Origin of the sequence: Siccirubricoccus sp. G192 (assembly GCF_019084075.1) — a bacterium.
In the GTDB taxonomy this organism is placed as follows: Bacteria; Pseudomonadota; Alphaproteobacteria; order Acetobacterales; family Acetobacteraceae; genus G192.
The window spans coordinates 2,051,037-2,071,467 of the sequence record NZ_JAHREN010000001.1 but is presented as its reverse complement, the minus strand read 5'-3'; the positions used below and the strand labels follow the sequence as shown (position 1 = coordinate 2,071,467).

At 73.1% G+C, this 20,431-nt stretch carries 17 protein-coding genes and 2 pseudogenes; 15 read left to right on the top strand and 4 right to left on the bottom strand.

Going from position 1 to position 20,431, the window contains the following annotated elements; translation table 11 throughout:
* The first annotated feature begins 73 nt into the window (after window positions 1-73).
* The 7 genes from KSF81_RS09815 (at window position 74) to KSF81_RS09795 (ending at window position 7,098) form a co-directional block, all read left to right on the top strand.
* Window positions 74-2,653: a DUF4159 domain-containing protein gene (locus tag KSF81_RS09815; RefSeq protein WP_375293320.1), complete on the top strand. Its 2,580-nt coding sequence runs from the start codon at window positions 74-76 to the stop codon at window positions 2,651-2,653.
* Window positions 2,616-2,837 carry a DUF4159 domain-containing protein gene (locus KSF81_RS31995; protein ID WP_375293319.1) on the top strand — a complete coding sequence of 74 codons (222 nt, stop codon included), beginning with the start codon at window positions 2,616-2,618 and terminating at the stop codon, window positions 2,835-2,837. Before KSF81_RS09815 ends, KSF81_RS31995 begins: the two co-directional genes overlap by 38 nt.
* 100 nt (window positions 2,838-2,937) lie before the next feature.
* Complete coding sequence (locus tag KSF81_RS31375) at window positions 2,938-3,981, top strand: hypothetical protein (protein WP_309139523.1); 1,044 nt, start codon at window positions 2,938-2,940, stop codon at window positions 3,979-3,981.
* Window positions 3,978-5,063 (top strand): hypothetical protein, encoded by a 1,086-nt coding sequence (locus tag KSF81_RS31370; RefSeq protein WP_309139522.1) that lies wholly within the window; start codon window positions 3,978-3,980, stop codon window positions 5,061-5,063. Before KSF81_RS31375 ends, KSF81_RS31370 begins: the two co-directional genes overlap by 4 nt.
* Window positions 5,063-5,428, top strand: coding sequence for a hypothetical protein (locus KSF81_RS09805; RefSeq protein WP_217378821.1), 366 nt, complete (start codon window positions 5,063-5,065; stop codon window positions 5,426-5,428). The genes KSF81_RS31370 and KSF81_RS09805 overlap by 1 nt, the downstream gene beginning before the upstream one ends.
* A gap of 191 nt (window positions 5,429-5,619) precedes the next feature.
* Window positions 5,620-6,267 (top strand): ankyrin repeat domain-containing protein, encoded by a 648-nt coding sequence (locus KSF81_RS09800; RefSeq protein ID WP_217378820.1) that lies wholly within the window; start codon window positions 5,620-5,622, stop codon window positions 6,265-6,267.
* A 60-nt stretch (window positions 6,268-6,327) separates the two neighbouring features.
* Window positions 6,328-7,098 (top strand): SDR family oxidoreductase, encoded by a 771-nt coding sequence (locus KSF81_RS09795; protein WP_217378819.1) that lies wholly within the window; start codon window positions 6,328-6,330, stop codon window positions 7,096-7,098.
* A 72-nt stretch (window positions 7,099-7,170) separates the two neighbouring features.
* Here the strand turns inward: KSF81_RS09795 and KSF81_RS09790 are convergent, their stop codons facing one another.
* Both KSF81_RS09790 and KSF81_RS09785 read right to left on the bottom strand, forming a co-directional pair.
* The gene (locus tag KSF81_RS09790) at window positions 7,171-7,545 is read right to left on the bottom strand and encodes a hypothetical protein (RefSeq protein ID WP_217378818.1); all 375 of its coding nucleotides are present in this window, start codon (window positions 7,543-7,545) and stop codon (window positions 7,171-7,173) included.
* Window positions 7,546-7,677: 132 nt separating this feature from the next.
* Window positions 7,678-7,899 carry a biotin/lipoyl-binding carrier protein gene (locus KSF81_RS09785; protein ID WP_217378817.1) on the bottom strand — a complete coding sequence of 74 codons (222 nt, stop codon included), beginning with the start codon at window positions 7,897-7,899 and terminating at the stop codon, window positions 7,678-7,680.
* Window positions 7,900-8,091: 192 nt separating this feature from the next.
* On the opposite strand from KSF81_RS09785, the gene KSF81_RS09780 reads away from it, so the two are divergent.
* From KSF81_RS09780 to rplI, 6 genes are all read left to right on the top strand, one after another.
* Window positions 8,092-10,494, top strand: coding sequence for a CoA transferase (locus KSF81_RS09780; protein ID WP_217378816.1), 2,403 nt, complete (start codon window positions 8,092-8,094; stop codon window positions 10,492-10,494).
* A 301-nt stretch (window positions 10,495-10,795) separates the two neighbouring features.
* Window positions 10,796-12,352 (top strand): PAS domain S-box protein, encoded by a 1,557-nt coding sequence (locus KSF81_RS09775; protein ID WP_217378815.1) that lies wholly within the window; start codon window positions 10,796-10,798, stop codon window positions 12,350-12,352.
* Between the two features lie 167 nt (window positions 12,353-12,519).
* A complete protein-coding gene (gene rpsF, locus KSF81_RS09770; RefSeq protein WP_217378814.1) occupies window positions 12,520-12,993 on the top strand; it encodes a 30S ribosomal protein S6 in 474 nt (157 codons plus the stop codon).
* A 6-nt stretch (window positions 12,994-12,999) separates the two neighbouring features.
* Window positions 13,000-13,302, top strand: a complete 303-nt coding sequence (gene rpsR, locus KSF81_RS09765) for a 30S ribosomal protein S18 (protein ID WP_217378813.1) — start codon at window positions 13,000-13,002, stop codon at window positions 13,300-13,302.
* Between the two features lie 60 nt (window positions 13,303-13,362).
* Window positions 13,363-14,283 (top strand): DUF2232 domain-containing protein, encoded by a 921-nt coding sequence (locus KSF81_RS09760; RefSeq protein ID WP_254453968.1) that lies wholly within the window; start codon window positions 13,363-13,365, stop codon window positions 14,281-14,283.
* A gap of 67 nt (window positions 14,284-14,350) precedes the next feature.
* On the top strand, window positions 14,351-14,890 hold the full coding sequence (gene rplI / locus KSF81_RS09755) for a 50S ribosomal protein L9 (protein WP_217381640.1): 540 nt from the start codon (window positions 14,351-14,353) through the stop codon (window positions 14,888-14,890).
* Between the two features lie 140 nt (window positions 14,891-15,030).
* Here rplI and acnA read toward each other — a convergent pair whose 3' ends face one another.
* Entirely contained in the window at window positions 15,031-17,739 is a 2,709-nt protein-coding gene (gene acnA / locus KSF81_RS09750; RefSeq protein WP_217378811.1) for an aconitate hydratase AcnA, read from the bottom strand.
* A gap of 112 nt (window positions 17,740-17,851) precedes the next feature.
* On the opposite strand from acnA, the pseudogene ccmA reads away from it, so the two are divergent.
* Window positions 17,852-18,446: pseudogene (ccmA, locus tag KSF81_RS09745) on the top strand (heme ABC exporter ATP-binding protein CcmA).
* A gap of 22 nt (window positions 18,447-18,468) precedes the next feature.
* Window positions 18,469-19,119: pseudogene (gene ccmB, locus KSF81_RS09740) on the top strand (heme exporter protein CcmB); the annotation flags it as partial.
* 12 nt (window positions 19,120-19,131) lie between these two features.
* Here the strand turns inward: ccmB and KSF81_RS09735 are convergent.
* Entirely contained in the window at window positions 19,132-20,262 is a 1,131-nt protein-coding gene (locus tag KSF81_RS09735) for a serine hydrolase (RefSeq protein ID WP_217378810.1), read from the bottom strand.
* Window positions 20,263-20,431: the final 169 nt, after the last annotated feature.

Sequence of the window (20,431 nt, the reverse complement as noted above, 5' to 3'; positions counted from 1 at the left end):
AAGCTATGGCGGTGACGATGCCCGGCCCCAGATGCTGGTCCGATGATGCCCAGCCCCCCATGCTGACCTCCGCATGCTGACCCTCGGCCCCCTCGCCTTCGCGGCGCCCTGGCTGCTGCTGGCCCTGCCGGCGCTGCCGCTGCTGTGGTGGCTGCTCCGGGTCACGCCGCCGGCGCCGCGCCGCATCGCCTTCCCGCCCATCCGCCTGCTGCGCGACCTGCCGGTGGCCGAGGAAACCCCGGCCCGCACCCCCTGGTGGCTGCTGCTGCTCCGCATCCTGGCGGCGGCGCTGCTGATCCTCGGCCTGGCGCGGCCGGTGCTCGGCCCCGGCGCCGGGGCCGGTGGGGAAGGGCCGTTGCTCCTGGTGGTGGATGACGGCTGGGCCGCCGCCGCCGACTGGCCGGCCCGCATGGCCGCCGCCACTGCCGCGCTCGACCGCGCCGGGCGGGAGGGCCGCCGCGCCGCCCTGCTCGCGACCGCGCCCACCGAAACCGCGGAGCCGCCCCGGGTGATCGGCCCGATGCCGGCCGAGGATCTCCACGCCCGGCTGGCGGCGCTCCGCCCCAAGCCCTGGGCGCCGGACCGCGCCGCGGCGCTCGCCGCCTTCCAATCCTGGCGCGGCGCCGATGCCGGGCCCTTGGCCACGCTGCTGGTCTGGGACGGGGTGGAGCATCTGGCCGAGGCGGATGCCGCCGGGCCGCTGCAAGCGGCGCTGGCCGGGGCCGGACCGCTCACCGTGGCGCTGGCGGAAGGCCGGCCGATCCGCCTGCTGCCGCCACCGGTGGCCGAGGCCGACCAACTGCGGGTCCGGGTCCAGCAGGTGCCGCTGGCGGCCGAGACCGAGGCCACGGTGCTGGCCCGCACCGGGGATGGCCGGGCGCTTGCCGCCGCGACCGTGCCGATCCCGGCCGGCGCCGCCGGGGGCGAGGCGGTGCTGGGATTGCCGCTCGAAATCCGCAACCAGGTGGTGCGATTGGGATTGGAGGGCGAGACCGGCGCCGGCGGCGTGGTGCTGCTGGACGAACGCTTCCGCCGTCGCCCCGTCGGCCTGTTGCCGGGGGCGGAGGAGGCCGCGGATGCGCCTCTCATCGGCGAGTTGTTCTACCTCGACCGTGCCCTCGCCCCCTTCGTCGAGATCCGCCGCGGCCCGCTGGACCGGCTGCTGGCCCGCCCCATCGCCGTGCTGGCCCTGGCCGACCGCCCGGTGCCGGAGGGGCCGGAGCGCGAGGCGCTGACCCGCTGGGTGGAGGCGGGCGGCACCCTGCTGCGCTTCGCCGGCCCGCGCCTGGCCGAGCGCCCGGACCCGCTGCTGCCGGTGCCGCTGCGGGCCGAGCGGCAATTGGGCGGCGCGCTCTCCTGGGAACAGCCGCAGCACCTCGCCCCCTTCCCGGACACCTCGCCCTTCGCCGGGCTTCCCGTGCCGGAGGAGGTGACGGTGGAACGCCAGGTGCTGGCCGAACCCTCGCCCCGCCTCACCGAGCGAAGCTGGGCGCGGCTGGCCGATGGCACGCCGCTGGTCACGGCCGAGGCGCGCGGCCGCGGCAGGGTCGTGCTGTTCCATGTCACGGCCACGGCGGAATGGTCGAACCTGCCGCTCTCCGGGCTATTCGTGCAGATGCTGCGGCGGATCGTGGCGCTCTCCGCCGGCATCTCCGGCCAGGAGGGCGGGGCGCCGCTGGCGCCGCTGGAGACGCTGGACGGCTTCGGCCGGCTGGGCGCTGCGCCGCCCGCCGCCGCCGCGCTGCCGGCGGCGGAGATCGAGACCACCCTGCCCTCGCCCCGGCATCCGCCGGGCTGGTACGGCACGCCCGGCCAAGCCGTGACGCAGGACGCGGCGCAGGCGGCCTATCGCCGGGCGCTCAACCTCGGCGGTGCCGCGCCGGTGCCGCGTGCCGCGCCGCCGCCACCCGAGGGCGCCACCCGGCTCGGCATCTCAGGCATTCCGGCGGAACGCGATCTCGGCCCCTGGCTGCTGGCTGCGGCGCTGCTGCTGCTGGCGGCGGACCTGCTGATCGGGCTGCGGCTGCGCGGCCTGCTGCGGCCGGCGCGGCTGGCCGCCCTGGCCCTGCTGCTGGCGCAGCCGGCGCTTGCCCCCCAGGCCCTGGCCCAGGTCCAGGCCGGATCCGAGTCGGACGGTATCCACGCGCTGGCAACGCGCCTCGCCTATGTCGTCACCGGAGATGCCTCGCTGGACGAGACCATGCGGATGGGCCTGGTCGGGCTTTCGGATTTCGTGAACCGCCGCACCGCCGCGGCGCTGGCCGAGCCGGCGGCGGTGGTGCCGGGGCAGGACGACCTTTCGCTCTTTCCGCTGCTCTACTGGGCCGTGCCGCCGGAGGCGGCATCGCCGGATGCGGCGGCGGCGGCGGCGCTCAATGCCTTCATGCGCAATGGCGGCATCATCCTGTTCGACACCCGCGACGAGGGGTCCGGCGAGGGCTATGCGCCGGGCGCCCGCGCGGCGCTGCGGCGGGTGACGCGCGACCTCGCCATCCCGCCCCTCGCCCCGGTGGCCGAGGACCATGTGCTGAAACGCGCCTTCTACCTGCTGCCGGACCTGCCGGGCCGCTTCGCGGGCGGCCAGGTCTGGGTGGCGCGCGACCAGGACCGGGCGAATGACAGCGTCTCCCCCCGTCATCATCGGCGGGCATGACTGGGCGGGGGCCTGGGCGATCGATGCACGCGGGCAGAACCCCTTCGCCGCCATTCCTGGCGGCACCCGGCAACGCATCCTGGCCTATCGCTTCGGGGTGAACCTCGTGATGTACGCGCTCACCGGCAACTACAAGGGCGACCAGGTGCATGTGCCGGCCATCCTGGAAAGGCTGGGGAATTGACCGCGATGGCCAAGCCCATCGCACGGGAAAGGAGCGCGATGGCCAAGCCCATCGCTGGTGAGCATGGCGCGATGGCCGAGGCCATCGCCAGGGGCACCTGATGCAGCAGGCGATCTCCGGCATCGACTTCGCCCCGGTCCTGCCGCTCTGGCTCCTCGCCACGCTCGGCGCGCTGGCGGTGCTCGCCCTGGTGCCGGCCCTGCTCCGCCGTGCCCGCGGCGCGCCGCTGCGCGCGCTGGTCTTCGCGCTGCTGCTGCTGGCGCTCGGCAATCCGCGGCTGGTGGAGGAAACCCGAGAGACGCGGCCCGACATCGCGCTGCTGGTGGTGGACCGCAGCGACAGCGCCCGCATCGGCACCCGCGCCGCGCAGATCGAGGCGGCCCGCGCCGCCATCGAGGCCCGCGCCGCGCGGCTGCCGGAACTCGAACTCCGCACCGTCGAGGTGCCGGAGGCCGGCAACCAGGGCACCCGCCTCTTCGCCGCCGCCGAGCATGCGCTGGCGGAAATCCCCCGCGCCCGGCTGGCCGGCGTCATCGCGCTGACCGATGGGCAGGTGCATGACGTGCCCGCGCAGTCCTCCATCGAGGCGCCCTTCCATGCCCTGCTGCCCGGCCGGCCCGGGGAGGTGGACCGGCGGCTGCGCGTCATCGAGGCGCCGGGCTTCGGCATCGTCGGCCGCAGCGTGGAACTGCACGTCGCGGTCGAGGACCTTGGCATCCCCGGCCCCGCCAGGGGCGCCGCGCGGCTCTCGGTGCGCCGCGACGGCGCCGCGCCGCGGGTGGAGAGCGTGCCTGTCGGGCGCGAGCACCGCATCACCATCCCGATCGAGCGCGGCGGCCCCACCGTGGTGGAACTCGCCGCCGAGGCGCGCCCCGGGGAGGTGTCCGACCTCAACAACCGCGCCGTGGTGACCATCACCGGCGTCCGCGACCGGTTGCGCGTGCTGCTGGTGAGCGGCGAGCCGCATGCCGGGGAGCGCACCTGGCGCCGGCTGCTGAAGGCCGATCCCGGCGTCGACCTCGTGCATTTCACCATCCTGCGCCCACCGGAGAAGGACGACCTGACGCCGCTGAACGAGCTGGCGCTGATCGCCTTCCCGGTGCGGGAGCTGTTCCAGGTGAAGCTGCGCGAATCGACCTGGTGATCTTCGACCGCTTCGCCAATCGCGGCATCCTGCCGCCGGCCTATCTGCGGAACATCGCCGATTACGTGCGGGGCGGCGGCGCGCTGCTGCTCTCGGTCGGGCCGGAATTCGCCGGGCCGACCAGCCTGGCCAGCACCCCGCTCGGCGCCGTGCTGCCGGCACGGCCCGCCGCCGCGGCCGGCCCGCGGGAGCTGGGCAGCGGCGCGGCCGAGGGCGCCTTCCGGCCGCGCATCTCCGCCCTCGGTGCCCGGCATCCGGTGACGGAGGGGCTGACCGGCGCCAATGACCCGGAAGCGGCCCCCGGTCAGCCCTCGGCGGAGCCGGGCTGGGGCCGCTGGTACCGCAGCATGCGGGCCGACCAGCGCAGCGGCACGGCGGTGATGGAGGCGGCCGGCGGGGCGCCGCTGCTGCTGCTGGACCGGGTCGGCGAGGGTCGCGTGGCGCTGCTGCTCTCGGACCATATCTGGCTCTGGTCGCGCGGCCATGACGGCGGCGGTCCGCAGGCCGAATTGCTGCGCCGCACCGCGCATTGGCTGATGCGCGAGCCGGAGCTGGAGGAGGAGGACCTCGCCGCTCGGATCGAAGCCGGCCACCTCTCCGTGCAGCGCCGCAGCGTCGAGGCCGGGCCGCCGCCCGAGGTCACGGTCACCGCGCCGGATGGCGCCGTCTCGCGCCACGCGCTGGACCCTCGCGGCGGCGGCAAGGCGATGCTCGAATTGCCGGCGGACCAGCCCGGGGTCTGGCAGGCCTCGGATGGCCAGCGCAACGCCTTCGCCGCCGCCGCCGCCGCCAATCCGCCCGAAGTGGCCGATCTCCGCTCCGACCCCGCCCGGCTGCAGCCGATCCTGGCCGCGACCGGCGGGGCGCAGCGCTGGCTCGGCGGCGGGGAGGAGCCGGTGCTGCCGGAATTGCGCCGGGTCGGGCCGGGGCGGGATACCGAGGGCGGTGGCTGGATCGGCCTGGTCCGCCGCGGCGACCATACCGTGACCGGCATCGCCGCCCTGCCGCTGCTGCCGCCCTGGCTGGCGCTGCCGCTCGTGCTGGGGCTGGCGGTGCTGGCCTGGCGGAGGGAGGGACGCTGATGCGACATCCGCTTCGACTGCTTCCCCTGCTGCCTGCCATGCTGCTCCCCTTGGCGGGCTGCGCCACCGGGCCGGGGCTGGAGGCGCGGCTTTTCCCCTTCATCGGCCGGAGCGAGGGCGACCTGGTCGCCGCCTTCGGCGTGCCGGTCCGCACCTACCAGGCCGATGACCGGAAATTCCTGCAATACGAGGAACTCCATACGGCGATCCAGCCGGCCGGCCCCTACTGGTATCCCCCCTATGGGCGGTTCGGGCCGATCTTCCCGCCGGCACCGAGCTATATCCAGCGGGTCTGCGAGATCACCTTCACCCTGCGCCACGCGAGGGTGGAGAGCTTCACCTTCCGCGGCGATGGCTGCCGCTGAGCAGGTCATCGAAGGTTTCCCCGGTGGGCCGGCAATCCATCTCCCCGCTGAACGGCACGCGGTTCCAGTCCGGCCCGGCTTGGTCTAGACCAGCCCCCGGCCGCACCGCCGCCCTGCCCCGCCCGGGAGCCGGAGGGCGGGCCCGTGGCCGGACCGGCCCGAACCCTGGGCCGAACCCTGAGAAGGACGCCATGCGCCGCACCCTGCCGCTCCTGCCCTTGCTCGCCTTCCTTGCGCTGCCGGTGCCGGAGGCCGCGGCGCAGTTCGGCCGGGCCGCCCCCCGTGCCCAACAGGCCCCTGCGGTGCGGCCCCCGCCGCCGGCCCTGCCCGGCTTGCAGAGCCGCCGCGCGCCGGAGCCGATCCCGGCGGATCCCACCCAGAACCTGGCCCCCAATGCCGCGCTCTTCGATGCCATCAACCGCGGCGACCTGCCGGCGGCGCGGGAGGCCGTGGCGCGCGGCGCCGATACCGAGGCGCGCAACGTGCTCGGCCTCACGGCGGTGGATGCCGCCGTGGACCAGGGCCGCACCGAGATCATGTTCTACCTGCTGTCGGTCCGCAGCGGCAGCCGCGGCGGCCAGGCCGAGGAAGCGCCCGCCGCCCCGCCGCCGCCGCCGCAGCGCTCCGCCCGCCGGGTGGCGGAACCGCCCGCGCCACGCCAGGCCGCGGCCGAAGCCGCTGCCCCGGCGGCGGTCCGCAACCCGCGGCTCTGGGCCGGGGATGGTGGCTCGGCCAGCCCGGAGATCGGCTTCCTCGGCTTCGATGCCGGCCGCCCGGCGGGCGCGGTGCCGCCGGCCGAGGCGCGCCCGGCCCGCTCTGCCCGCGCCGGCCGGGGCTGAGTGGCCCGGTCGTCCGCAGGCGCAGCCGGAGGGCGTGAATCGGTCCGCAGGATACAAGCCATGGAGCTGCGCCTGCGGGGCAAGGCCGCGCTGGTGAGCGGCGCCAGCCGCGGCATCGGCCTCGCCATCGCCGAAAGGCTGGCGGCGGAGGGGATGCGGGTGCTGCTGGTCGCCCGCTCCGCCGACAGGATCGGCGAGGCGGCGGCAAGGCTGCCCGGCGCGGCCGCCTTCGCCGCCGACCTGCGGCAGCCGGAGGCGGCCTCGCAGGCCGTGGCGGCGGCGGTCGGGGCATTCGGCCGGCTCGACCTGCTGGTGAACTGCGCCGGCGCAACGCAGCGCGGCGATTTCCTGGCGCTGGACGATGCCGCCTGGGCGGATGGCTATGCGCTGAAGCTCTTTGGCGCGGTGCGGCTCTCGCGCGCCGCCTGGCCGCATCTGCGGGCGGCGGGTGGCGGGATCGTGCATATCGCGGGGGTCGGCGGGCGGCAGCCGGGGGCGGATTTCACCATCGGCGGCTCGGTCAATGCGGCGCTGATGAACCTCACCAAGGCCCTGGCCGATCGCGGCGTGGCGGAGGGGGTGCGGGTGGATTGCATCAATCCCGGCAGCATCCGCACCGGGCGTCTCACCGGCCGCATCGCCGCCTTGGCGGCGGAGCGCGGCCTGGACCAGGAAGCCGCCGCGCGGGCGCTGGCCGAACAGACCGGGGTCGCCCGGTTCGGCGAGCCGGGGGAGATAGCCGCCATGGTCGCCTTCCTGGCCGGGGAAGAGGCCGGCTACATCCAGGGTGCGATCCTGGACGTGGATGGCGGCTGGATGCGGGCGGTCTGACCCCGATACCCTTCGCTCAGGCCGCCCCGCGCATACTTGGCCGGAAGATGCCCGAACTGAACGGTATTGCGGTTAGCACCACCCGTAGCCGCAGCGATATCCACGGTATCCGTAGCCATAGCGCGGCCCCGAGAAGGCGCCTCCGAGAACGGCACCGCCGAGGAGGCCCGCAGCGCCGGCCGCCACGCCTGTCGTGACGGCATTGTTCTGCGCTACGCTTGCCGCCTGCTGGTCGCGCATGGCGCGCTCGCCGGAGACCTGCATCGCGAGGGAATTCGCCTGCGCGCAGGCGTTCTGGCCGTGCCGATCCTTGCCCCCCTGGGCGCTGCACTGCGCCACCAGCGAGTTGTACATCCCCTCGGAAGCCGTCGGGCCGGTCGGCATCTGCTGACAGGCCGTGGTTGCGAGGAGGGCGAGCACGCCGATTCCACTGGCGATCCAGCGCATGAGACGCGTTCCTAAACGGTTGCGGTGGAGATCATTCTAGACGATTTCCCTTGTCGTTGCGGCACAGATCAGCCCTGCCGGCCACGGAAAGGTTTCAATCGTATGTGAGAATTCGCCAGCCCGGATGGCCGATCAGCCCTCCAGCATCGCGACGGTCTGGCCCTCCGCCACCTGCTCGCCCTCCTCCACCAGCAAGGAGGCCACCCGGCCGGCGCGGGGCGCAGTGACGGGGATTTCCATTTTCATGGATTCCAGCAGCAGGATGGTGTCGCCCTCCTCCACCGCCGCGCCGGCGGCGACCTCGATCTTCCAGACCGAGGCGGCAATTTCCGTGACGACCTTGATCCCGGCCATGGTGTTTCCCCCCGCATTCCTGAGTTTGGCTGCGGCGGACAATCCAGACCCGGTCGCGCCCTGTCAACGCGGGGCGGGGTGCCGCGCTTGACGCCTCGCCCGACCCGGCCGGTAGATTGCCGCAGGATGTCGTGACCGAGATTGGCGCACCGCCCCCGGCGAAGGGGCCGGGCGCGGGAGGAAAGCCGAAGCATGCCGCAGAGCCCCGAAGCACCCTTGCCGCTTGCCCATATCCGGGTGCTGGAACTCGGCGGCGGGGTGGCAGCCGCCTATGCCGGCAAGCTCTTCGCCGATTTCGGGGCCGAGGTGGTGAAGCTGGAGCCGCCCGGCGGCGACCCGCTGCGCCGCGAACCGCCCCTGGTCGAGACCGGGCGTGGCACGGAATCCGCCCTCTTCGCCTGGCTGAACACCAGCAAGCGCAGCATCATCGGCGATGCCAGGGCGGCGGCGGCGATCCTCCCCGGCTGCGACGTGCTGATCGATGCCAGGCCGCCCGCCGCGCGCGAAGCGGCGCCGCTCGGCCAGGCCATGCCCGGCCTGGTCGTGGCCGACCTCTCCTGGTTCGGCGAGAGCGGCCCCTGCCGGGACTTCGCGGCCACCGACGTGGTCTGCCGCGCCATGGCCGGGGTCTTCACCTGCACCGGGCCGGAGGCGGGGCCGCCCTCGATGCTGGGCGGCATCGCCGGCGAGGTGGTGGGCGGGATCGCGGCCTTCAACGCCCTGGCCGCCGCGCTGCTCGGCGGAGCCGGGCGGCGCCTTGAGCTCAGCATCCATGAGGCGAATATCGCGCTCGCCGAATACCAGGTGACGCAGAGCGTCACCAACCCGGAGGTGGAGCGCCGCCATGGCGTGAATCGCTTCGCCCCCACCTCGCCGCTCGGCGTCTATCGCTGCCGCGAGGGCTGGCTTGGCGTCACCATCGTGACCCCGGCGCAGTTCCGCAGCTTCTGCGACATGATCGGCTCGCCGGAGCTGGGCCATGACCCGCGCTTCGTGGTGGGTTTCGACCGGCTGCGCCATGCCGATGCGCTGGAGGCGATCTTCGCCCCCCGCCTGCTGGAGCGCAGCGCCGAGGAATGGTTCGCCGAGGCCCTGGCGCGGCGCCTGCCGCTCGCCATCGTGCCCGACATGGCGATGCTGCTGCGGAACCCGGTGCATCGCGCCCGCGACGCCTTCGGCACGGTGCGGCTGGGCCAGGCCCGCTTCGAGGGTCCGACCCTGCCGCAACGCCTGACCCGCACCCCACCACTGGCCGGCGGCACCGCCCCCTTCGCCGGCGAGCACGCCGCGCCGCCGCCGCGCAGCCCGCGCCTCGGCACCGCCGCCCGGCCGGGGACGCTGCCGCTGGCGGGGCTGCGGGTGGTGGACCTCTCCATGGGTTGGGCCGGGCCGCTCTGCACCCGGCAATTGGCCGATCTCGGGGCGGAGGTCATCAAGGTCGAGGCCATCCAGTATCCGGACTGGTGGCGCGGCGTCGACCCGCGCCCGGCCTTCTTCGCGGAGCGCCGCTACGAGCAGGACATGCGCTTCGCCGTGCTGAACCGCAACAAGCTCGGCATCACCCTCGACCTCGCCTCCGCCGAGGGCGCGGCGCTGCTGCGGCGCCTGGTGCGCCAGGCCGATGCGGTGGTGGAGAATTACGCGCGGGAGGTGCTGCCGAAACTCGGGCTGGACTACCCCGTGCTGGCCCTGGAGCGGCCGGACCTGGTCATGGTCTCCATGCCGGCCTTCGGCGCCGAGGGGCCCTGGCGCGATGCGCGTGCCTATGGCTCCACCCTGGAACATGCTTCCGGCCTACCCAGCGTCGCGGGCGAGCCGGACTGGCCGCCCACCACCAACCACATCGCGCATGGCGACCCGATCGGCGGGCTGAACGCCGCCGCCGCGCTGGCGGCACTGCTGCACCGGCAGCGGACCGGCGAGGGGCAGCATATCGACCTCGCCCAGGTGGAATGCATGTTCCCGCTGGCGGCGCCCTGGATCCTCGCGCAATCCATCGCCGGCTCGCCCGGTCCGCGCTGGGGCAACCGACATCCGGCCCAGGTGCCGCATGGCTGCTTCCCCTGCGCCGGGGAGGGCTGGGTCGCGGTGGCGGTCGTGGATGACGCCGCCTGGGTGCGGCTCTGCGCGGTGATCGGCCGCGAGGACTTGGCCGCGGACCCGGCGCTGGCCACAGCGGCGGGCCGGCGCGGGCGGGAGGCGGAGCTCGCCGCCGCCATCGCCGCCTGGACCCAGGGCCGGGAGGCGGGGGCGGCGATGCTCGGCTTGCAGGCGGCGGGAATCGCGGCGGGCGCCCTACCCTGGCCCTCGGCGCTGAAACGGGATCCGCATCTGGCGGCGCGGGGCTTCTGGCAGGTGACGGAGCGGCCGCATCTCGGCCCGCATGAGCAGCCCTCGGCCCCCTTCCGGGAGGCGGGGCGCGGCCCCTATCCGGTGCGGCGGGCGGCGCCCACGCTTGGCCAGGACAATGCGGCGGTGCTGGGCGGGCTGCTCGGGCTGTCGCCGGCGGAGCTGGCGCGGCTGGCGGAGGCGGGCGTCATCGGCACCGAGGCGATCCCGGTTGCGGAGCGGCGGGCCCGCGCGCCGGCAGCCTGAACCGCCCGGAGCCCTGCATCGGCCTGCGGAGCACGAGCAGCCGGGCCGCCAGCCGGCTTGGTAGCCCGGGCCGCGGCATGGACCCCGGCCTATCACGCGGATGTAGGCCCCGCGCCCGGCTGCCGCATGAAACACTCGCCCTGGTCGGACCCTGGGGGTTGTATCCTGCCGCCCCCCTGCGGAATGCGCACAGGAGCGGCGCCGATGCATGTGGCCATGCGGTCCGGGGTGTCGAGGCGAAGCCTGCCGGCGCGGCAGTGCCGCGGGCTTCCCGCGGCCGCGCGATGCCTGCGCCCTGCCGATGCCCGATCGCCCTGACCGGCCCGGCAAGCCCCGCCTCCGCCGCACGCCGAAGGCGAAGCGGGACCCAGCCGACCAGGGCGCCGAGCTGGCGGCCGCGGAGGCGGCGAATGCGGCGCTGCTGCAGGTTAATGCCAGGCTCGCGGCGAGCCGCGCCGCCCTGGAGACCAGCGAGGCCCAGCTCCGTCTGGCGCTCGACGCCGCCCGGATGGCGACCTGGGATTGGGATGCCATGGGCGACAGGATTGTCGGCTCGGCGGGTCGGGAGGCCCTCTACGGCCGCCCACCCGGAACCCTGGCGACCCGTGCGGCGGTAATCGAAGCGGTGCATCCGGAGGATCGCGCCCAGGCCGCCGGAACGATCCTCCGCGCCATGGCACGGCCACCGGGCGAGGAGGAATTCGACGCGGTCGAGTTCCGCGTCACCGATCCGGATGGCAGGGTGCGCTGGCTGCGTTCGCAGGGCAGGGTGACCAGGCGCGACCCGGAGACCGGCCAGGCGCTCCAGGCCGCCGGCGTCACCTATGACATCACCGAGCGCAAGGCGGCGGAGGCGGCGCTGCGCGAGGCCGAGGCGCGGCAGCGCACCCTGTTCGAGGCGGCCCCTTTCGGGGTGATCGTCATCGATCCCATGAGCCACCGGATCCTGGATGTGAATGACCAGGTCTGCGCAGATTACGGCTATGGCCGCGAGGAGCTGCTTCGGATGTCGATCGGCGAGATCGACGTGCTCGGCGAGCCCGAACTGCTGCGCGAACGCGGGCGCGCCCATGCCATCCGCCCCGGCACGCAGGAATTCGAGGCGCAGCACCGCACGAAGAGCGGTGCGGTCCGCGACGTGCTGGTGCGGGTGCGCGGCGTCCGGCTCGGCGGCCGCAAGGTGAGCTATGGCGCGCATTTCGACATCACCGACCGCAAGGCGGCGGAGGCGCGGCTGGCGCTGCTGGCGCGGGAGGTGGACCACCGCGCCAAGAACGTGCTCGCCGTGGTGCAGGCGGCGCTCCGCCTCACGCCCAAGACCGACCCGCGGGAATTCGCCCGTGCCGTGGAGGGGCGGGTGATGGCGCTGGCCCGCGCGCATACGCTGCTGGCGGCAGCGAATTGGTCCGGCGCCCCGCTGCGGGCGGTGGCGGAGGCGGAGCTGGCGGCCTTCCTGCCCGGCCGGCCGGAAGCGCGGGGGCCGCTGGTCTCGATCGAGGGGCCGGAGCTGATGCTCTCGCCCGCCGCGGCGCAGGCCTGTTCCATGGCGCTGCACGAGCTGGCGACGAATGCCACCAAATACGGCGCCTTCTCGGTGCCCGGCGGCAGGGTGGCGGTCTCCTGGGCGCTGGACCCGGCGGCCGGGCTCTGCCGGCTGCGCTGGGCCGAGAGCGGCGGCCCGCCGATCCCGGCGCCGCCGACGCGGCGGGGCTTCGGTTCGCGCCTGCTGGCCGCCACGCTGCACGACCAGCTCGGCGGCCGATTGGAGCAGAAATGGGAAAGGCCGGGGCTGATCTGCGAAATCGCGCTACCGCTGGCCCGGGTGCAGGCGGGCGGGGGGCGGGTGCCCGGCGGATAGATTCCCGCCCCGCAACGGCGCCCGGCCCTTGCCCCCACCCGGCGCCTGTGCTTTACGGCGCGCTTCCCTGCCGCCCGCGAAGGCATCGCGCGCGGCTATGCCCGTTCGCGCCCATCGGCATTCCGCCGGAGGGGCCCCGGGGCTGAGACAGCCATAGGGGAGTATCCATGCCGCTCTATGAATGCGTGTTCATCGCACGCAACGACGTGACGCAGCAGCAGGTCGAAACCATCGCCGACCAGGTCGCCACCATCCTCGCCGAACAGGGCGGGGAGGTGAAGAAGCGCGAATACTGGGGTCTGCGGGGCCTGGCCTACCGCATCAAGAAGAACCGCAAGGGGCATTACATGCTGCTCGGCATCGACGCCCAGCCGGCGGCGATGCGCGAGGTCGGGCGCCAGCTCGGCCTGCATGAGGACGTGCTGCGCGAGATGACGCTGCGCATCGAGGCGATCGACGAAGCCCCCTCCGCCATCCTCAGCCGCCGTGGCGAGGAGCGGGAGCGTGACCGCGGCTTCCGCGGCCCGCGCCCGGCCGGCCGCTTCACCTCCGGCCGCACCCGCGAGCGCAGCGACGACCGCGAGGAATTCCGCGCCCGGCCGCGCGACGAGGTCGAGCCTGCCACGGGCGGCGAGGAGTAAGCCAGAATGTCCGACCAGACGACCACTCCCGCGGGCCCCGCGGGCGACCTGAGCCCCGCCGCCCGCCGCCCCGCCGTTGGCGCCCGGCGTCCCTTCTACCGCCGCCGCAAGTCCTGCCCCTTCTCCGGCCCGAACGCGCCGAAGATCGACTACAAGGACGTGCGCCTGCTGTCCCGCTTCCTCTCGGAGCGCGGCAAGATCGTGCCCTCCCGCATCACCGCGGTGAGCGCGAAGAAGCAGCGCGAACTGGCGAATGCCATCAAGCGCGCCCGCTTCCTGGCGCTGCTGCCCTACGTCATCAACGACTAGGGCCGAACGACGAAGGACGGCGCCCCGGCGGGGCGGCGGAGCGTGAGAGGGGTGACGGCGATGCAGCCGCGGCAACAGGGTGTGCTGGGCAGTCCGGGCCTTCTGGCCGCGGGCGCGGCCGGGTTCGCCGCCGCGGTTGCCGCGCTCTGGGCCTTCCGTGGCCTGCCGATGGGCACGGCGCTGTTCTGGATGGCACCCTTCCCGCTGTTCGCCGCGGGGCTTGGCTTCGGGGCGGGCGCGGCGGTGCTGGCTGCGGCGCTGGCAACCCTGCTGGTCGGCTTCGCCGGCGGCGGGCTGCCGGCCCTGGTCTTCCTGGTGCTATTTGCCGTGCCGGTGCCCTTGCTGCTGGCCACGGGCCTGCAGCCGGGACGCTTCGCGCTTGCGCTGCCGGTGGCGCTGCTCGGCCTCTGGCCGGTCGCGGTGCTGCTCGCCGCCGCCCTGCTGCTGCCCGTCGAGGGCGGGCTGGAGGCGGCGATGCGCAACGCGGTGGAGGCGGCGCTGGCCCGCATGGGCATGCCGGCCCCGGACCTGCTGGTGGCGGAGCTGGTGCGGGTGAAGGCGGCGGCGATCGGTTTCTGGACCGATCTGGCGCTGCTGGCCAATGCCGCCGCGGCCCAGGCCTTCCTGGCCCGGCGCGGCCTGGCGCTGGTGCCGCGGCCCGATTGGGCGGCGGTGCGGCTGCCCGGCTGGTACCCGGTCCTGCCGGCGGTGGCGGCGGGGCTGTTCCTGGCGATGCCGGGGGATGGCGAGCCGGGCGGCGACGCGGTGCCGCTCTCGGCACTGCTGATGCTGCTGATCCCGCTGTTCCTGCAGGGGCTGGCCGGGGTCCATCTCCGGGCCCAGGGCCGCAAGGGAAGGACGCCGATGCTGGCGCTGTTCTATGTGCTGCTGGTGCTGTTCCTGCAGGTGATCGGCCCGGCCCTGGTTGGGCTTGGCCTCTACGACCAATTCCGGCGGCGCCGCGCGCCGCAACAAGGCTGAACCGGCGCCGTGAACCGGCCCGCATAATGAAAGACAGAGGGCTTTTGCCGTGATCGATATCATCCTCATGCAGCGCGTCGAAAAGCTGGGGCAGATGGGCGAGGTGGTGAAGGTCCGCCCCGGCTATGCCCGCAACTTCCTCCTGCCCCAGGGCAAGGCGATCCGCGCCAACAAGGCCAACCTGGCGCGGTTCGAGCAGGACCGCGTGCAGCTTGAGGCGCAGAACCTGAAGCGCCGCGAGGAAGCGGAGCGGGTGGCCGAGCGGGTGGCCGGCCTCAGCGTGGTGATCATCCGCTCGGCGGGCGAGAGCGGCAGCCTCTTCGGCTCGGTTTCGGCGCGCGACATCGCCGATCTCTGCAAGGAAGCCGGGCTGACCGTGGGGCGCCAGCAGGTGCTGCTGGAGGCGCCGATCAAGACGCTCGGCCTCACCACGGTGCGCGTGGAACTGCACCCGGAAGTGCATGTGCCGGTCGTGGTGAACGTGGCGCGCTCCCAGGAGGAGGCCGAGAAGCAGGGCCGCGGCGAGGAGATCGCCCGCGAGGAGGAGCCGAGCCTTGAGGACGAGCTGCGGGCCGAGATCGGCGCGGCGATGGACGACCGCGAATAGGGCCGGACAGCCCGGCGGGTTGGACGATGCAAGGGGGCCGCGAGGCCCCCTTCGCAATTCCCGGGCGCTGCCGGGTGGACAGGAAAAGGGCGCGGCACCCTGCGGCGCCGCGCCCCTTTCAGCCCTGAACGGTCGGCGGATTACGCCGCCTTGGCCATCCCGCGCAGCACGTAGTGCAGGATGCCGCCGTTCTTGTAGTACTCGACCTCGTCGGCGGTATCGACGCGGCACAGCACCTGGGTCTTGTCCACGCTGCCATTCGGCCGGTGGATGACCAGTTCCAGCTTCATCCGGGCGCGCAACTCCTCAAGGCCGAGGATGTCGATCACCTCCTCGCCTGTGATGCCGAGCGACTTGTGGTCCTGGCCGTTCAGGAAGGTGAGCGGCAGCACGCCCATGCCGACCAGGTTGGAGCGGTGGATGCGCTCGAAGCTCTCGGCGATCACCGCCTTGGCGCCGAGCAGGAAGGTGCCCTTCGCCGCCCAGTCGCGCGACGACCCCGTGCCGTATTCCTTGCCGCCGCAGATCACCAGCGGCACGCCCTCCGCCTTGTAGCGCATGGCGGCGTCGTAGATCGGCATCACCTCGCCCGAGGGATGGTGCTTGGTGATGCCACCCTCGATCCCCGGCACCATCTCGTTCCTGATGCGGATATTGGCGAAGGTGCCGCGCATCATGACCTGGTGGTTGCCGCGGCGGGAGCCGTAGCTGTTGAAGTCGTTCTGCCGGACCTGGTGCTCCAGCAGGTATTCGCCGGCCGGGCTGGCCTTGCGGATATTGCCGGCCGGGGAGATATGGTCGGTGGTGATGCTGTCGCCCAGCACCGCCAGCACCCGCGCGCCATGCACGGAGGACAGCGGCTTCACCTCGGCCGTCATATCCTCGAAATAGGGCGGGTTCTGCACATAGGTGGAGCCCGAGTTCCAATGGTAGGTGTCGCTCTCGGCCGCGACATTGATCGCCTGCCATTGCTTCGGGCCCTTGAAGACGTCCCCGTAGCGCTCCTGGAACATCTTGCGCGTCACCACGCCGTGGACCACCTCGTTCACCTCGGACTGGCTCGGCCAGATGTCCTTGAGCGACACCGGCTTGCCGTCCGAACCGGTGCCGACCGGCTCCTTCGTCAGGTCCTTGGTGATGCTGCCGGCCAGCGCATAGGCGACCACCAGCGGCGGGCTCGCCAGGTAGTTGGCGCGCACATTGGCATGCACGCGGCCCTCGAAATTGCGGTTGCCCGAGAGCACCGAGACCCCGACCAGCTTGTTGTCCTCGATCGCATCCACGATCGGGTCCGCCAGCGGGCCGGAATTGCCGATGCAGGTGGTGCAGCCATAGCCGACCGTCTGGAAGCCGAGCGCATCCAGGTCCTTGGTCAGGCCGGACTTGTCCAGATACTCGGTCACCACCTGCGAGCCGGGCGCCAGCGAGGTCTTCACCCAGGGCTGCGTCCGCATCCCCTTCGCCGCCGCCTTCCGCGCCACCAGCCCGGCCGCGACCATCACATAGGGGTTGGAGGTATTGGTGCAGGAGGTGATGGCGGCGATCACCACATTGCCGTGGCCGAGATCGTAATCGGCGCCCTCCACCGGCACGCGCTTTCCGGCCTCGTCGCCCGGCACGCCCATGGTCCCGGCGGCCAATTCCTTGCCGAAGGACACCGCGACATTGGACAGCGCGACGCGGTCCTGCGGCCGCTTCGGCCCGGCCATCGAGGGCTCGACGGTCGAGAGGTCCAGTTCCAGCGTGTCGCTGAAGACCGGGTCCGGGGTATCGGCATCGCGCCACATCCCCTGCGCCTTGGCGTATTCCTCGACCAGCCTGATCCGGTGCTCGTCGCGGCCCGTGAGCCGAAGGTAGCCGATCGTGACGGCATCCACCGGGAACAACCCGCAGGTGGCGCCGTATTCGGGCGCCATGTTGCCGATGGTGGCGCGGTCCGCCAGCGCCAGGTCATTCAGGCCGGCACCGTAGAATTCCACGAATTTCCCGACCACGCCCTTCCTGCGCAGCATCTGGGTGACGGTCAGCACCAGATCGGTGGCGGTCACGCCCTCGCGCAGCTTGCCTGTCAGCTTGAAGCCGATGACATCGGGGATGAGCATGGCGATGGGCTGGCCGAGCATGGCCGCCTCCGCCTCGATCCCGCCGACGCCCCAGCCCAGCACGCCGAGGCCATTCACCATGGTGGTGTGGCTGTCGGTGCCGTAGCAGCTATCGGGGTAGACATAGGTGTCGCCGGCATCCTGGGCGGTCCAGACCACCTGGGCCAGGTATTCCAGGTTCACCTGATGGCAGATGCCGGTGCCCGGCGGCACGACGCGGAAATTGTCGAAGGCGGACTGGCCCCAGCGGAGGAATTCGTAGCGCTCCCCGTTCCGCTCGAACTCGACATCCACGTTCTTCTGCAGAGAGCTGGTGGTGCCGAAGTAATCCACCATCACAGAATGGTCGATCACCAGGTCCACCGGCACCAGCGGGTTCACCCGGCGCGGGTCGCCGCCCAGCTTGATGATGCCGTCGCGCATCGCCGCCAGGTCCACCACGGCGGGGACGCCGGTGAAGTCCTGCATCAGGATGCGGGCGGGGCGGAAGGGGACTTCCTTCTCGGAATGGCCGGCGGGCAGCCAGCCGGCGATCGCCTTGGCGTCGTTCACGGTGTAGCTGCGGCCGTCCTCGTAGCGCAGCACGTTCTCCAGCAGCACCTTCAGACTGAAGGGGAGCCGGGCGAGGTCGACGCCCGGGGCAGCGATGGCCTTGGCCGCCTCGGGCAGGCTGAAGTAGTGATAGGTCTTGCCGTCCACCGCGAGGGTGCGGCGGGTCTTCAGGCTGTCCTGCCCGATCATCCGCATGATCCGGAACCTTCTTGCTTGTCGCGCGCCGCACTGGCGCGTCACCAGCGGGGTTTAAGCATGGCGGGGGTTGACGGTCCACGGGGCAGGGAAATCGGGGGATTTGCCGGAAATGCTGGAGGCGCGGGAACTCGCCTGCCTCAGGGGGGGAGAGGGTGGTCTTCGCCGGCCTGTCCTTCAGGCTGGAGGCCGGCGGAGCGCTGCTGCTGGTGGGCGCGAACGGCGCCGGCAAGTCCAGCCTGCTGCGGCTGCTGGCCGGGCTGCTCCCGGCGGCCGAGGGGGCGCTGCTCTGGGGGGGGGCGGGCCCGCGCTGGCGGACCGGGCGGAACATGCCAGGCGGCTGCGCTACCTCTCGCACCAGGATGCGCTGAAACCGGCCCTGACCGCACGGGAGAACCTGCTCTTCTTCGCCCGGCTCTGGGGGGGCGAGGTGGATGCGGCGCTGGCGGCGCTCGACCTCGGGCCGCTGGCCGAATTGCCGGCCCGGGTGCTTTCCGCCGGGCAGCGGCGGCGGCTGGCCCTGGCGCGGCTGGCCCTGGCGCCGGCACCGCTCTGGCTGCTGGATGAGCCTACGGTGGGGCTGGACACCGCCTCGGTCGGGCGGCTCGGCGTGCTGCTGGCGCGGCACCGGGCGGGCGGGGGGGATGGTGATCGCCGCCACCCACCTGCCGCTGCCGCTGCCGCAGGCCACGGAGTTGCGGCTTTGACTCCCGCAGCGGCGCTGCAGCCGTGACGGCTTGGCTCGCCCTGCTCGGCCGCGAGCTGCGCCTGGCGCTGCGGCATCCGGCGGATACGCTGGCAGCGGTGCTGTTCTTCGTGCTGGTGGCGGCGCTCTTTCCCTTCGGCATCGGTCCGGCGCCGGAGGCCTTGGCCCGGATCGCCCCCGGGGCCCTGCTGGCCGCCGCCCTGCTGGCCGCGCTGCTGCCACTCGACCGATTGTTCGGCGCGGATGCGGAGGATGGCTCGCTGGACCAATTGCTGCTCTCGGGCCTCGGCCCCGCCGCGGTGGCGGCGGCCAAGGCGGCGGCGCATTGGCTGACCACCGGCCTGCCGCTGCTGGTGGCAACGCCGGTGGCGGCGGCGCTGCTGAACCTGCCGGTGGGTGCCTGGCCGGCGGCGATGGCGGCGCTCGGCCTGGCCACGGGTTTCCTGTCGCTGCTCGGCACGGTGGGCGCGGCGCTGACGCTCGGCGCCAGGCGTGGCGGGGTGCTGCTGCCGCTGCTGGTGCTGCCGCTGGCGATCCCGGCGGTGATCTTCGGGGCGGCGGGGATCGAGGCCGCGGCGGCGGATCTCACGCCGCGGCCCTATCTGCTGCTGCTCGCCGCCCTGGTCGCCGCCGCCCTGCCGCTCGCGCCGCTGGCGGCGGGGGCGGCGCTCCGGGGGGGAGTAGCCCTATCCCGGCAGGATCGAGGCGTGCGCCAGGCTGCTCAGCACATCCATGCGCCGGTTGTGGAATTCCTCGGTCTGCCGGCAATTCGACAGGAAGGCGAAGGAGACGCCGGAGGTCGGGTCCGCCCAGCAATAGGAGGAGCCCACCCCACCATGCCCGAAGGTGCGCGGATGACCGATGGTGCCGAGGCCGCGCGCCACCGGTGTCTCGCCCCGCGAGTGCGGGCCGATGCCGCGATGCATCGGGATGCCCATGTATTCGTCCACCCGGTCGCCGGTGAAATTGCGGGTGACGAATTCGATCATGCGCGGCGATAGCACGCGCACGCCGCCGAATTCCCCGCCCTGGGAGAGCATCTGGTAGAAGGCGGCCATGGCGCGGGCCGAGGCATAGCCGCCGCCGCCCGGAATCCCGGCCAGCCGCCCGGCCGGCGTGGCTTCCGGCAGGCGCGGGGTGAAGCGGCCGCCCTCCGGCGGGTCGTAGATCACCGCGGCGCGGTCCTGCTGCGCCTCAGGCAGGCCTACGAAAAGCTCATCCTCCAGGCCGAGCGGGGCGATGACGCGTTCGCGGATGAAGGCGCGGAAATCCTGGCCGGTCAGCGCCTCGATCAGCACCGCCGCGGTCCAATGCGCCGAGGCCGGGTGGTACTGCACCTTGGAATCCGTCGGCCATTCCAACTTGAAGTCGCAGACGGTGCGGCGCAGCAGGTCGTGGTCGGCCCAGGCCGCTTCCGGCACCACGGCGCCGGGGAAGCCGGCCCGATGCGTCAGCAGTTGCAGGACGGTGATCCCGCCCTTGCCATGCACCTCGAAGCCCGGGACATGCTGGGCGATGGTGTCGTTGAAGCGCAGCTTGCCATCCTCCACCAGCATCCACACCGCCGCGGCGGTGATCACCTTGGTATTGGAATAGAGCAGGAGGAGGGAGCGCGCATCGGCCGGTCTGGCCGGCTGCACGGCCGCCTGGCCGAAGCTGCGGAACAGGGCGAGCCTGCCATGCCGTGCCACCGCCACCTGCGCGCCGGGATGGTGCCCCTCGGCGATATGGCGCTCGATGATGCCGCAGAGCCGCTCCAGCGGCCGGGGGTCGAGGCCGAGCGCCTCGGGATTGGATTCGGGCAATGGGAAGGCCATGGCGTTTCTCCCTCGGTGTCGTTTCAGGCAGCTTCCCGGCGCTGCTCCCGTAGCGCCGGCATCGCTTCCGTGGCAAGCAGCCTGACGCTGCACAGCACCTCCGCATGGGTGAAGGCCGCCGAAGGCGAAGCAGCCCTCCCCCCAGGCTTTTGCGGGGAAGCCTATCAGC

Coding starts and splice junctions, on each gene's coding strand:
- KSF81_RS09815 (WP_375293320.1), top strand. CDS start 74: ATGCTGACCCTCGGCCCCCTCGCCTTCGCGGCGCCCTGGCTGCTGCTG.
- KSF81_RS31995 (WP_375293319.1), top strand. CDS start 2,616: ATGACAGCGTCTCCCCCCGTCATCATCGGCGGGCATGACTGGGCGGGG.
- KSF81_RS31375 (WP_309139523.1), top strand. CDS start 2,938: ATGCAGCAGGCGATCTCCGGCATCGACTTCGCCCCGGTCCTGCCGCTC.
- KSF81_RS09805 (WP_217378821.1), top strand. CDS start 5,063: ATGCGACATCCGCTTCGACTGCTTCCCCTGCTGCCTGCCATGCTGCTC.
- KSF81_RS09800 (WP_217378820.1), top strand. CDS start 5,620: ATGCGCCGCACCCTGCCGCTCCTGCCCTTGCTCGCCTTCCTTGCGCTG.
- KSF81_RS09795 (WP_217378819.1), top strand. CDS start 6,328: ATGGAGCTGCGCCTGCGGGGCAAGGCCGCGCTGGTGAGCGGCGCCAGC.
- KSF81_RS09790 (WP_217378818.1), bottom strand. CDS start 7,545: ATGCGCTGGATCGCCAGTGGAATCGGCGTGCTCGCCCTCCTCGCAACC.
- KSF81_RS09785 (WP_217378817.1), bottom strand. CDS start 7,899: ATGGCCGGGATCAAGGTCGTCACGGAAATTGCCGCCTCGGTCTGGAAG.
- KSF81_RS09780 (WP_217378816.1), top strand. CDS start 8,092: ATGCCGCAGAGCCCCGAAGCACCCTTGCCGCTTGCCCATATCCGGGTG.
- KSF81_RS09775 (WP_217378815.1), top strand. CDS start 10,796: ATGCCCGATCGCCCTGACCGGCCCGGCAAGCCCCGCCTCCGCCGCACG.
- rpsF (WP_217378814.1), top strand. CDS start 12,520: ATGCCGCTCTATGAATGCGTGTTCATCGCACGCAACGACGTGACGCAG.
- rpsR (WP_217378813.1), top strand. CDS start 13,000: ATGTCCGACCAGACGACCACTCCCGCGGGCCCCGCGGGCGACCTGAGC.
- KSF81_RS09760 (WP_254453968.1), top strand. CDS start 13,363: ATGCAGCCGCGGCAACAGGGTGTGCTGGGCAGTCCGGGCCTTCTGGCC.
- rplI (WP_217381640.1), top strand. CDS start 14,351: ATGCAGCGCGTCGAAAAGCTGGGGCAGATGGGCGAGGTGGTGAAGGTC.
- acnA (WP_217378811.1), bottom strand. CDS start 17,739: ATGCGGATGATCGGGCAGGACAGCCTGAAGACCCGCCGCACCCTCGCG.
- KSF81_RS09735 (WP_217378810.1), bottom strand. CDS start 20,262: ATGGCCTTCCCATTGCCCGAATCCAATCCCGAGGCGCTCGGCCTCGAC.